Annotated in this window: 14 protein-coding genes; 7 read left to right on the forward strand and 7 right to left on the reverse strand. The window is 63.5% G+C overall.

All coding sequences use genetic code 11. The annotated features are described in order from the left end of the window. Positions 1 to 10: 10 nt before the first annotated feature. Together NKK47_RS31065 and NKK47_RS31070 are read left to right on the forward strand one after the other, a co-directional pair. Complete coding sequence (locus NKK47_RS31065; protein WP_352579478.1) at positions 11 to 1,387, forward strand: FAD-dependent oxidoreductase; 1,377 nt, start codon at positions 11 to 13, stop codon at positions 1,385 to 1,387. Further along, positions 1,384 to 2,607 (forward strand): MFS transporter, encoded by a 1,224-nt coding sequence (locus NKK47_RS31070; RefSeq protein WP_352579479.1) that lies wholly within the window; start codon positions 1,384 to 1,386, stop codon positions 2,605 to 2,607. The genes NKK47_RS31065 and NKK47_RS31070 overlap by 4 nt, the downstream gene beginning before the upstream one ends. 24 nt (positions 2,608 to 2,631) lie before the next feature. Here the strand turns inward: NKK47_RS31070 and NKK47_RS31075 are convergent, their stop codons facing one another. Then, a complete protein-coding gene (locus tag NKK47_RS31075; protein WP_031213090.1) occupies positions 2,632 to 2,856 on the reverse strand; it encodes a hypothetical protein in 225 nt (74 codons plus the stop codon). A gap of 230 nt (positions 2,857 to 3,086) precedes the next feature. Beyond that, complete coding sequence (locus NKK47_RS31080; protein ID WP_023680367.1) at positions 3,087 to 3,452, reverse strand: VOC family protein; 366 nt, start codon at positions 3,450 to 3,452, stop codon at positions 3,087 to 3,089. Positions 3,453 to 3,596: 144 nt separating this feature from the next. Between NKK47_RS31080 and NKK47_RS31085 the strand changes: the two genes are divergently transcribed. Further along, positions 3,597 to 3,908, forward strand: coding sequence for a hypothetical protein (locus NKK47_RS31085; protein ID WP_352457329.1), 312 nt, complete (start codon positions 3,597 to 3,599; stop codon positions 3,906 to 3,908). A gap of 44 nt (positions 3,909 to 3,952) precedes the next feature. After that, entirely contained in the window at positions 3,953 to 4,828 is an 876-nt protein-coding gene (locus NKK47_RS31090) for a sigma-70 family RNA polymerase sigma factor (protein ID WP_352579480.1), read from the forward strand. A gap of 188 nt (positions 4,829 to 5,016) precedes the next feature. Here the strand turns inward: NKK47_RS31090 and NKK47_RS31095 are convergent, their stop codons facing one another. The 4 genes from NKK47_RS31095 to NKK47_RS31110 all read right to left on the reverse strand — a co-directional run bounded on the left by NKK47_RS31095 (position 5,017) and on the right by NKK47_RS31110 (position 9,395). Next, positions 5,017 to 6,174, reverse strand: a complete 1,158-nt coding sequence (locus NKK47_RS31095) for a sulfite oxidase (RefSeq protein ID WP_352579481.1) — start codon at positions 6,172 to 6,174, stop codon at positions 5,017 to 5,019. A gap of 591 nt (positions 6,175 to 6,765) precedes the next feature. After that, positions 6,766 to 7,410 carry a hypothetical protein gene (locus NKK47_RS31100; protein ID WP_352579482.1) on the reverse strand — a complete coding sequence of 215 codons (645 nt, stop codon included), beginning with the start codon at positions 7,408 to 7,410 and terminating at the stop codon, positions 6,766 to 6,768. 170 nt (positions 7,411 to 7,580) lie between these two features. Further along, entirely contained in the window at positions 7,581 to 8,822 is a 1,242-nt protein-coding gene (gene dinB / locus NKK47_RS31105) for a DNA polymerase IV (RefSeq protein WP_352579483.1), read from the reverse strand. Between the two features lie 114 nt (positions 8,823 to 8,936). Continuing rightward, complete coding sequence (locus NKK47_RS31110; RefSeq protein ID WP_352579484.1) at positions 8,937 to 9,395, reverse strand: GNAT family N-acetyltransferase; 459 nt, start codon at positions 9,393 to 9,395, stop codon at positions 8,937 to 8,939. Between the two features lie 119 nt (positions 9,396 to 9,514). On the opposite strand from NKK47_RS31110, the gene NKK47_RS31115 reads away from it, so the two are divergent. Beyond that, positions 9,515 to 9,964, forward strand: coding sequence for a hypothetical protein (locus NKK47_RS31115; protein WP_352579485.1), 450 nt, complete (start codon positions 9,515 to 9,517; stop codon positions 9,962 to 9,964). Between the two features lie 43 nt (positions 9,965 to 10,007). Beyond that, on the forward strand, positions 10,008 to 10,394 hold the full coding sequence (locus NKK47_RS31120) for a hypothetical protein (RefSeq protein WP_051406100.1): 387 nt from the start codon (positions 10,008 to 10,010) through the stop codon (positions 10,392 to 10,394). 27 nt (positions 10,395 to 10,421) lie between these two features. Here NKK47_RS31120 and NKK47_RS31125 read toward each other — a convergent pair whose 3' ends face one another. Then, entirely contained in the window at positions 10,422 to 10,784 is a 363-nt protein-coding gene (locus NKK47_RS31125) for a hypothetical protein (RefSeq protein ID WP_352579486.1), read from the reverse strand. Positions 10,785 to 10,970: 186 nt separating this feature from the next. Here NKK47_RS31125 and NKK47_RS31130 point away from each other — a divergent pair, with 186 nt between their 5' ends. After that, a complete protein-coding gene (locus NKK47_RS31130; RefSeq protein WP_352579487.1) occupies positions 10,971 to 11,276 on the forward strand; it encodes a hypothetical protein in 306 nt (101 codons plus the stop codon). Positions 11,277 to 11,397: the final 121 nt, after the last annotated feature.

Below are 11,397 nucleotides of genomic sequence, written 5' to 3' on the forward strand. Positions count from 1 at the left end.
AGACATGGAGATGATCGAAAAACTCCCCGTTGCGGTGATCGGCGCCGGGCCGGTCGGTCTGGCGGCAGCGGTCCACCTGATCGCGCGGGGCATTCCTGTCAAAGTCTACGAAGCCGGCAATGCGGTTGCATCCAATCTCAGGGATTGGGGCCATGTCCGTGTGTTCACGCCCTGGCGCTATTGCGTCGATCAGGCGGCCAGAAACCTGCTCGAGGCGCATGGCTGGCGGATGCCTGAGCCCGAGGCATTCCCAACCGCGGACGACCTCGTCGCGGATTATCTCGAGCCGCTGGCAAAGCTTCCGCAATTGTCGCCGTCGATCGAAACCGGCGCCCGGGTCGTCGGTATTTCGCGCTGGGGCGCCGACAAGGTCTCGAGCAAGGGACGCGAGAACCGGCCGTTCATGCTGGCGGTCGAGACTGCCGATGGTACAAGACGCGACAGCGCACGTGCCGTCATCGATGCTTCGGGAACCTGGCAGATGCCGAACCCGCTCGGCGCCGGCGGAATTCATGCCGAAGGCGAAGCCGAGTTTGCCGACCGCATCGCCTACGGCATCCCCGATATTCTCGGCCGCGACCGCAGCCTTTATGCGGGGAAGACGACGCTGGTCGCCGGCTCCGGCCATTCGGCCGCCAATGCGGTGCTGGATCTCGCCAGCCTGGCAAATGTGGAGGCCGGCACCGCTTTCATCTGGACAACGCGCGGCACCGACCTGGTGCGCATCTACGGTGGCGGTGATGCCGACCAATTGCCGGCACGCGGCGAACTCGGCGCCGAAGTGCGCGAACTCGCCGAGAGCGGCGGCGTCAGGCTGGTGACGGGCTTTGCGGCTGTTTCGATCCGCGATGCCGACGGCCGGCTGGTCGTCGAAGGCCAGACCAGGGACGGCTTGCAGGCGCTGGGTCCGGTCGACCGTATCATCGCCGCGACCGGACAACGCCCGGATCTGTCGCTGACCCGTGAGCTTCGGCTCGAGCTCGATCCATGGCTGGAAAGCGTCAAGGCACTGGGACCGCTCATCGATCCCAACGAGCACTCCTGCGGCGACGTGCCGCCGCACGGCCACCGTGAGCTCAGCCATCCCGAGCACGGGTTCTATACGGTCGGCATCAAGAGCTATGGCCGGGCGCCGACCTTCCTGCTGCTGACCGGGTATGAGCAGGTGCGCTCCGTCGCCGCGGCGATCGCCGGCGACATGGTTGCGGCCGACAATGTCCAGCTCGTGCTGCCGGAGACCGGCGTCTGCACCGTGCCGAGGATTGGCATTGCCGACAAGGGTTGCTGCGGCGGTCCGGCGCCGGCGGCTTCGAGCGCCTGCTGTGTCGCCGATGCCGAAGCAAAGGCGGTCGGCAAAAGCGGCTGTGGCTGCAGCGTCGCGGCATGAGTCTTTCGCCGCCTTCGCCGGCCATCCTGCGCAGCCGCGGCGCGATCATCACCGCGCTTGGCCTGACGCAGATCATGGCGTGGGGTTCTTCCTACTATCTTCCCGCGGTCATCGCGCCGGCAGTCTCCTCCGATACCGGCTGGCCGCTGGCATGGGTTGTCGGCGGCCTGTCTCTTGGCTTGCTTGTGGCCGGATTGATCTCTCCGCGCGTCGGGTCGTCGATCGAGCGGCATGGCGGCCGCAATGTCCTGGCGTTCAGCGCTGGATGCATCGGGGTCGGCCAGGTTGGGCTGGCCGTTGCCCCCAACCTTGCGGCCTATATCGCTGCCTGGCTGGTCATCGGCCTGGGCATGGGGGCGGGGCTCTACGATGCCGCTTTCGCAACGCTTGGCCGCCACTATGGCCACGGCGCGCGCTCCGCCATCACCATGCTGACGCTGTTCGGCGGCCTTGCGAGCACCATCTGCTGGCCGATCTCAGCCTTGCTGCTGGGGGAGGTCGGCTGGCGCGGCACCTGCCTGGTCTACGCCGCCTTTCAGCTGGCAATTGCGCTTCCGCTCTATCTGGTGATCCTGCCCCGGGAGCCGCCGCAACCGGCAGTCAAACCAGGATTGAAGGAGGCGGCACCCATTCTTGACAACCAAGCCGATCCGTCGATCGTGATCGTTCTGGCCGCGACCCTCACACTTGCGGCTGTGATCTCCTCGACGCTGTCGGTGCATCTGCTCACAATCCTGCAAGGCAGCGGCATGGCGCTTGCCGCAGCCGTCGGGCTCGGCGTGCTGGTTGGCCCGTCCCAGGTGGCGGCCCGCGCGATCGAGATGATGATCGCGCGCTACCACCATCCGATTTTCACCAAGTTTGCCTCGGTTGCATTTGTGGCGATCGGCGTTTCGACGCTCTGGGCCGGCATGCCGATCATCCCGCTGGCGCTCGGTTTCTACGGCGCGGGCATCGGCCTCGAATCCATCGCCCGGGGAACGCTGCCGCTCGCGCTGTTCGGCTCGAACGGCTACGCGAGACTGATGGGCCGCCTCGCCATGCCGAGCCTGATCGCCCAGGCGGCGGCACCCTCGGCCGGAGCATTGCTGCTGGAGCGCTTCGGCCCGCACGGGACGTTGGCCGCGCTTTCTGGTCTAGCGCTGGCCAACGTCATCCTCGCATGCGGCTTGGGCTGGCGGATGCTCCGCCGGCGGCAATCGCAGGTTCAAACCCGATAGGATTTTGACCTGCGTTCAGCGCCTTCAACTGGAGAGCGGGAGATCTTCCAAGGGATCGACAAGGAAGGACGCGGCGATCAGATCGTCCGCATCGAGGCGCAGTGAGCCTTTGGCGCCGCCCATGATGGCGGCAACCTTTTGAAACGTCTTGATCTCATGCTCGGTAATCTGGGCACTTTGCATTCTGGATTTGAGGTCAGCGACGCGCAGCCCCAAACTGTGGGACATTCCGATTTTACGGTTCGACATGGTAAGATGCTCCTCCCCGGCCCATGTTTGTTTTGCCACCCGCCCTTATTCGTATTTCCTCCGCCTGCCTAAATATGAGGCATCGCGATACAGCGCCCGAACGCCCGATGCAAGGGAAGGTTCCGGCGCGCAGAGGTCACGAAATAATAATACGAAGGAAGTACGGCCGATGGTCCGGCCGGAGGTAGGACTTAGGTACGACGCCCCGCCGGACAGAGGGCTCCGGTGCCTTATCGGCTGGCGAGGACCATGCGGTTGCCTTCGCTGTCGCGAAACTCCGCCACCGTGCGCCCCGGCTGCCACGGCGCCTCATGCGCTTCAGTGATGATCTCGACGCCGCCCGCTTTCATGGCCGCGATCATTGCCCCGACATTTTCGTCGACCAGCACCAATACCGGCTCCGCGCCGGGTGCGTCGTCGGCGCGCCTGACAAAATGCAGGTTCGTCACGGCATGCGGAAATGCCAGCTCGATCCAGCGCCAGCCGCCATCACCCATCTTCTGGTCGGCCATGACCTGGCAGGCGAGATGCCTGGTGTAGAACGCCTTGGCGCGGTCCTGCTCGAACACCGGAAGCTCGGCAAACTGGATATGCATGATCGTCTCTCCTGCTTGATGGCTGCCGCGCAGCCGCCCACGCGGGAAAGACGATGCGGGCAACCGAAAAGATTCTTCGGCAAGGAGAATCTTTTCAGCGCAGCCGGTCGTCCTTCGTTCATACCAACCAGTCAGGAGACGACGATGAACTACGCGCTCATTCGATACGGTGTGAACCAAGCCGACCTGGAAGATAACCGCGCGCTGGTCGAAAAAGTGTTCGAAGCGCTGGGCGAGGCGGCACCGCCGACGGTGCGTTATCTCGTGCTCGAGCTGGACGACGGCTCGTTCGTCCACATCGTCGGCCAGGACGGCGATTCGTCGGCGCTGACCGGGCTTGCGGCCTTCAAGGCGTTTACGGAAAACCACGCCGAGCGCCGTTCGACCCCGGCATTGCGATCGCCTGTCAAAGTCATCGGCAATTACCGTATGCTGGCGGATCAGAAAGCCGGGTAGCGCCTGCCATGCCGCTCGCGCAGAAATGGGACGCTACGCCGAAAATGAACAGGGCGACTTTGGAGGCGATGCTCGTCGGGTTGCGGCCAAGGCTGCATCGCTACTGCGCGCGTATGGCCGGCTCGGTGATCGACGGCGAGGACATCGTCCAGGAGGTGCTGATCAAGGCACTGCAGGCGATCGACGGGGGTGCGATCGTCGAACGTCCCGAGCAATGGCTGTTTCGCATCGCCCACAATGCCGCGCAGGATCATCTGCGGCGGCGCAATCGGGAAAGGTCGCGCATGACCGAGGCCGACATGAGCGTCATCGAGGATCCCTCCGGCAGCGCCGACAGCCGGCTCGCCGCCCAGACCGGCCTGCGCTCCTTCATGCAGCTTTCGGTGCCGCAGCGCAGCGCTGTGATCCTGGTCGACGTGCTCGGCCTCAGCCTGCATGAGACCTGCGAAGTGACCGGCGCGACGCTCGCCGCCACCAAGGCCGCGCTGCATCGCGGGCGGGCGCAGCTCAAGCAGCTGGCGCTGCAGCCCGAGCAGGCGCTGGCGCCGAGGCTCGACGCCGATGACGAGCGCCGGCTGCGGCGCTATGTCGACCTGTTCAACGCGCGCGACTTCGACGCTGTGCGGGCACTGATCGCCGAGGACGTGCGGCTCGACGTCGTCAACCGCGTCCGCCTGCGCGGCAGGGCCGAGGTTTCGACCTATTTCGGCAATTACGACCGTATCAGCGACTGGACATTGTCGCTCGGCGTGGTCGACGGCCGGCCGGCGATCCTCATCCGCGACCCGCAGGCGGCCGACGGCGCCGTGCGCGGCTTCATGCTGGTCGAATGGAGGGACGATCAGGTCATCCAGATCCGCGATTTCCGCTATGCGCCCTGGTGTCTGGTCGACGCGGAGATCAGGGCCGTGGAGGGGTGAGGAGTGCGCTGGAAATGGTGCGAAATGGCGATCAGGCAGCCTCCTCCTGTTTGACCCAAACGCAATTGCCACATGGCAGCAAGTTCTTAGAGCGGTTCCGGTTCTCTTAGAACCGGTAACTCGCTCTAACTATCTGTTTTGCCGCATTTATGCGGACGCCAAATGACTCCATTTGGCGGCAAAATCCTCTAGCCGATACGCACGCGGCGCGTCACCTGGCCATTGCTCTCCCAGTATGTGTGTTTCTTGGCTATCAAGGGATCGTCCATCGCCGGTTGAATTTGTCCTGTGGTGCTGACCGCGCGCGAGGTCACCGTGTGTTCTCCAGGAGAGGGATTTGCCCAAGCCAGGGACCAAATTTTCCAAGCGTGTTCGGCCTCCTCACTGTGGTCAATGGTCGCTGGTGTCCAAGGCCCTTGATCGATTTGCACTTCGACCCGGTCGATCGGCGCCCCCCAGGCTGCCCCAACGATGCGGTAATCTGAATCTTTCCGGGTAATCTTCGCAGGCGCCGACTTTATCAGCGCTCGCCCGACTGACGTCTCGGCCCATACGGTCTCGCCGTTGTGGTCCTCCTCCCGGATGGTGACATAGTCACGGGCCATCAGAAGGCTCATGAACCGCGTATCGCGAACCTCGATGCGCTTTAGCCACTTGACGTTGGCGATCCCGTACCAGCCTGGCGCAATGAGCCGTACCGGGAAGCCATTGGGCGCCGGCAAGGCGGCCCCGTTCATTTCATAGCAGAGGAGATTGTCGGGGTTCATCGCGTCGGCGAGCGACATGCTGCGAGCGAAGTTCTGCTGCATCTTGACGTCGCGTATCGGGATCTCGCCTGTGTCGGTACCGAAAAAGACGACCTCGATGCCCTTCTCCAGAACGCCGGCTTCCTCGAGGATCGGGGCGAGCGGCGTCCCTGCCCAGCGAGCATTGCCGATGCCCCCGGTGAAAAAGGGAAACCCGTGGTTGCCCGAGCATTCCACTGTGAAAACGACCTCCTGCCTCGGTCGCGCCCTGATGTCGGCGAGCGTTAACTCCAGGGGCTTCTTAACCAGGCCTCCGATCTCCATCGACCATGTCTTCTCGTCGATCGTTGGTCGGTTGAAATGCGAGATGCTGAAGAACTTGTCGTTTGGCGTTATCCAGCTATCCAAATCCTCCCAAACAAGCTGCTTCTGGATACCCGCCGGATCGGGATTTTCGGTCGGCTGATCCAGCCATGGAATAACTTCCTCGTTCGGCCGTGTTGGAAAAGCGTAAGCCCGGCGCGAGGTATAGAGAGCAGCAATTGCGGCAAGAGCCGCGCTTCCTTGAACAAGAAGTTCTCTGCGCTGAAAATCAGGCATGTTGTTTACCTCCCAGTTGATCCGGAACGGGCTGCAACGTACCTTAGGCCGTAGCCTGATCACGGATAGGCGACACAATGTGAGGTCTGCCCGCCCGGAAGTATCCGGGTAGGTCAGATAATCACCGACGCAAGTCAAGCATGTGAAGCGTTGCACGAAACGCCAGCTCGCGTTTCGCACACTAAGAGTGCGCCTTTGAGAAGGAACTGTCCACAACTTGGACGGGACATGATGATGATTGCAGCATTCCATGCCGATTTCCTGTCCTGCCAAAATCGTTGCTGCTCGGATCGCTGCCGAACGCCCGCTTCTGGATCATTTCCGGACCTTCGTGGGTTCTCGTCGAACCGGTGTTTCCTGCCGGCCCGTGGGTTGGCCGTGCGGCCGGCACCCCCCTGATCGCTTGGGGCGGCGCAACGCTTTGGTCTGACGACCAGGGCTGCCTCGAATGTCGCATTTGCAGGTGGAGGGCGGGCCCGGGCGGCACATCAGAACCAATCTGCATAACGAGGTGGCCAGCAACCAGGCCGCCTGGCTCGGGCGCGGCAGATCATTCACACGTGAACCATTCGCCAACCGAGCGGGGACACCTTAATTGGTGGTGACTTGCGTCACCGCCACGCCGGTTATCCTGCCGTTCCCGGCTGTATAGGTGAGCGTCTGCGTGACCGTGGCGTCCTTCTGGTCGGGAGACGAAGGAGGATAAGAGGCGGCGAAGCCGAAATGGCCGTAACGATCGGGCTTGGCGGCGCCAAATTTCGCGGCCACGTCGCTCAGCGGCGCTCCGACGCCGGGCGTATCGAGTTCAATAGCTGTCAGGCTGGCAGGCGCGCTGGCGCATCCTTCCGGCACCTTGCCTTCCGGGTTCGGCTGCAGGGCGACGGACAGGACACCGTGGTCGGAGCCGCCCATCTCGCCGGATACGAACCAGAAGATCGACGGCGATCCGCCGGCGTCGGGGCCGGCATAGCAAAGCCAGTGGCGTGAATCTCCGGCGTCACCTTCATCGTGCATCGCTCCGCCGAAGGCTTTTTCGACATCGGCAAGCGTGGTTTCCTCAAGCTTTATCTCCAGCGGCCCGGCCTTGACCTGCTTGAACAGCGGGCTGGCCAGCGGCGAGTTGATATCGCCCAGGGATGGAATCGCCCGGTCCGGGTTGAGCGGCTTGGCCAGCGTCGTTGCATTGGTCACCAGTCCGGCAACGATGAGTGCGAAATATCCGGCGTTCTGTCCCATGCCGATCTCCTGTCGTTCGAAATGAAGGTGCGGAAGGATTTGCGGGCGGGTGCTACCCTGTCTGGCTGATGCCCAAACCGGTGCACGACCAACTGGACCGAAGATAAATTCACAAGTCCGCAGCCTTCAACGTCATTCCGCCGACTTGGCAACCAAAGTGTAATCGAGGCTCACAATTCCTTTTCGGCCAGTTCGCGAAAGGCGTCGGGAACCGACCGCTGTAGCCCGAGCGCGACCGAGGCGTAGCCGACCGCCTCCCAGCCGAAGCGGTCGCGGATCTTGTCGACGGCGCGGTCGGCGGTCCAGCGCGCCGCGCCCTGCCTGGTGCCGGGGCGACGGCGGTCGTCGTCGAGCCCGAGCGGCAGTTCCAGTTGCAGGCCGGCATGCTGCTCCAGATGCGAGACGGCGATCGCCAGCAGCGAGATGGTTTTTTCGTGCGGATGGTCCATGAGCACCTTGCGCACCAGCGCCGCGGCGATTTCGGCCAGCATGGCGGTTGCCGAAATCGGCTGGTCGAGCGTGATCGAGCGCGTCACCGAGCGCAAATCGGCAAAGCGGACGCGAACCGTCACCGTGCGGCCGGGCCGGGATTTCGCCCGCAATCTTGTGGCGACCCTGTCGGCCAGATGCAGCAAAGCCGGCACGAAGACCTGCTCCTCGGCGGGTTTCTGGCCGAGCGCCGATTGCGCGCCGGCCGAGCGCGCCCGGCGCTGCGTCTCGAGCTTGCGCGGATCGCGGTTCCACGCCAGCGCGTTGAGTTTCTCTCCCGCCGCCGGCCCGAGCAGGCGCTCAAGCGCCCCACCATTGGTCTTCGCCAGCTCGCCGATGGTGTTGACGCCGATGCCGGCCAGCCGCTGCCTGGTGACCGGGCCGACGCCCCACATCAGCTCGACCGGCAGGTGGTGCAGGAACTCCAGTTCGTGGCGCGGATCGACCACCACCAGCCCGTCCGGTTTTGCAACCTGTGAGGCGATCTTGGCCAGATGCTTGGTGCGGGCTACGCCGACCGAGATCGGCAGGCCGAGCTCGGCCCGCACGCGGCGGCGGATCTTGCCGGCGATCTCGGCCGGCGAGCCGAACAAATGGGTGCAGCCGGCGACGTCGGCAAAGGCCTCGTCGATCGAAATCCGCTCGACCACCGGCGTGAAATCGCCGAGCACCTTGATTGCCGCATCGCCCAGCCGCTGATAGTCCTTGAAATGGCCGCCGACGAAGATGAGTTGCGGGCAGAGTTCCCGCGCCCGCCGTCCCGGCATACCGCCGCGCACGCCGAACGCCTTGGCTTCATACGAAGCAGCCAGCACTACCCCGCCGCCGACGGCAATCGGCTTGCCGCGCAAGGCCGGGTCGAGCAATTGTTCGACCGAGGCATAGAAGGCATCCAGATCCGCGTGGAGGATGTTGGCTTCCATCCGGCCCGTTCGCCCGCGGCGGTTCGAACGCCGCATTGTCTCGAGTTGTTATGAGAACATAAAGAGAACAATATGGGTGGATTGTCAAGCAGCGCGGAGGCTGCCGCCGATGATCTACAGCGCCATCTTGTAGCCGAGATGACTGGCGGTGAAGCCGAGGCGCTCGTAAAAAGCGTGCGCCTCCCGTCGACCTTTGTCCGTGGTGAGCTGGACGAAGCTGCAATTGCGCGAACGGCATGTTTCAATCGCCCATTCGATCATCAGCTTGCCGACGCCGCGAGAGCGCCATTGCCGGGCGACGCGAACGCCTTCGATCTGGCCGCGCCAGGCGCCTTTTCTCGAAATGCCTGGAAGGAAGCTGAGCTGCAGCGTTCCGACCACTTGCCCGGCCTCGACGGCCACGACCAGCAACTGGTTGGGATCGGTATCGATTGCGCTGAAGGCATCGAGGTAGGATGGCGCGAGCGGCGTGGACGGGTCTTCCCGGTTCGCGCCGAGCACGTCGTCGGCAAGCATTGCAACAATCGCCGGCAGGTCGGGCGCTTGCGCGCGACGGAATTTGATCTCGCTCATCGCGTGGAGACATACGGCGCGGATTTGGGGACGACAAGCGTGAAGGGATGCAACTTTGCCGGTCTACTGGAAAGCAGCCGTTGAAAGACCTATGACAGGCGAGATCGGGAGGCTACGAAATGGATGTTCCAGCCAGCATGAAGGCTGAATTGGCAGCCTGGAACAATGGGTCCGGCATCGATCTACAAAGCTGGGTCGGGTGCGAGGGCCGATTCGCGCTTGCTGTGGGATACAGCACCATTTTCTGGCCGAAATTCGTGACGTTCGAACGCTACGTTTTGATGGAAGGGTTTAGCGAGGAAGGCCTGCGAAGCTTTGAACGAGACCCCAACGCCACACGACAGTGCGTGGAAGCGGTTATGAACCACCTGCACATTGCCGACATTCACGCCTTCGGCGCCGCCGACATCTCTCGCGACAAACTCGTGTTTCTCGGCTCGGTTCTCAAGGAGATTTATGAGGCAAAACTGCAATGGCAGTTTGCGAACCGAAGGTTTGTCGTCGAGTTTTTCGCTTCAGACTCCAGAGACCTGGAGGATTATCAGCTGTCTTTCTGGCAAGCAGACTAGGGCAATGGGCGAGGCGAGCAACTTAGCGAGGGTCAACCCTTCAATGCGGATCGAAATCGAGGGTGTCTCCCTGGAGACGTTGAGGGCGCTGTCGCGCGCGGACCAGGATGCGTTGCTGGCCTTCGGCCGGCCGATCTCCTTCGCCATGGGCAGCGCCACCGTCCTGGCCGAATTCAATCGCAATGGCGGCACGCTTCTGGTCAATTTTGCCCATATCGACGGCGGTGGCGAAGGCGTCCTGCTCGTCTTGTGGAGGCTTGTCCGGGCCTATGCCATCGATCGGCAATTCAAGCTGATCCGTTGGAATGTCCATGCCGCCACCTGCGCCACACCGAATCCCCGGCTGCAGCGTTTCCTGCGCTCCCACCACTTCGCAGAGATCGACGATGCCAGCTACGGCCGCATTTTCGCTCGCAGCCAGCAGCTTTGATCGGCTGGCTGGGCGCTCCGCTCGGGCTTACGCCGCCTCGAGCGCCCAGAGGCGGTGGCCGTAGCGGCGGAAGAAGCGGGCGAAGAGGCGTTGCTGCCTGGCGCGGGCAAAGTCGGCGGTGCGCCTTTCCTGTCGCCAGCGCGGCATGTTGCGGAACATCGACACGAAGCGGGCGGCGTCCTCGATCGCTTCCTCGGCCGACTGCGCCGGGCGGATCGCCGCCAGGAACAAAGCGCGGCTCGGCTTCATCCGGTAGATCGCCGCCTTGCGCTGGCGATGGCCCTGGCGCGCCGTGCGGATGCCGTCCTGGCGGATGGCCGCGAAAGCGGCAAGCATGGCCGGGCTGTCGCCGGCATAACCGCAGGCCTGGGCGAACTGGGCGAGGTCCATCGTCACTCCCTTGCTTGCCGGCCGACGGAGCGGCCGCGGTTCTGTTGCTCGCGCCGATTCCAGTCCGCACCATGTATAAGCATAACTCAAAAAATCGAACAAGTGAAACTTTCACTTTGATGTAAGCGGAACCGACTCGACTCCGCTCCAAAAACCGATAATGTTGCGAACAAAGCAGGAACAACGATGGGGCTGACCATGGCATTGGCAGGCAAGGAAGCGACGATCGCCGATGTTGTCTCGATTGCCGTCGAATGCATCGACTGCGGCCGTAACAGATGGTGGAAGCCGGCCGAGCTCAAGCGGCATGGGGTGAGGCCGGAGACACCGCTGGCCGCACTTTCGGGGCGCCTGATCTGCAAGGCCTGCCGGGCCGACGGCCTGCCGGGCGCCGCCGTCTCGATCCAGGCCGCCTTCATCGACGATCGGCAACGGACCCGCGCCGAGGCGCGCCTGCTCAACGGTCGAGAGCTGCAGTCGAGGCGGGCTTGAGGGGGCGGGCGTGCTGCTCTTCCCTTCTCCCCTTGTGGGCTAGCGTGCGCACACATCTGATTTGGCGGGGATTAGTTTGGATTTGCAAGAGCGAAGCCCTCGGCGATGGCGTGGAAGCGTT

It is taken from the genome of Mesorhizobium sp. M0019, from assembly GCF_040323975.1.
Classification (GTDB): Bacteria; Pseudomonadota; Alphaproteobacteria; order Rhizobiales; family Rhizobiaceae; genus Mesorhizobium.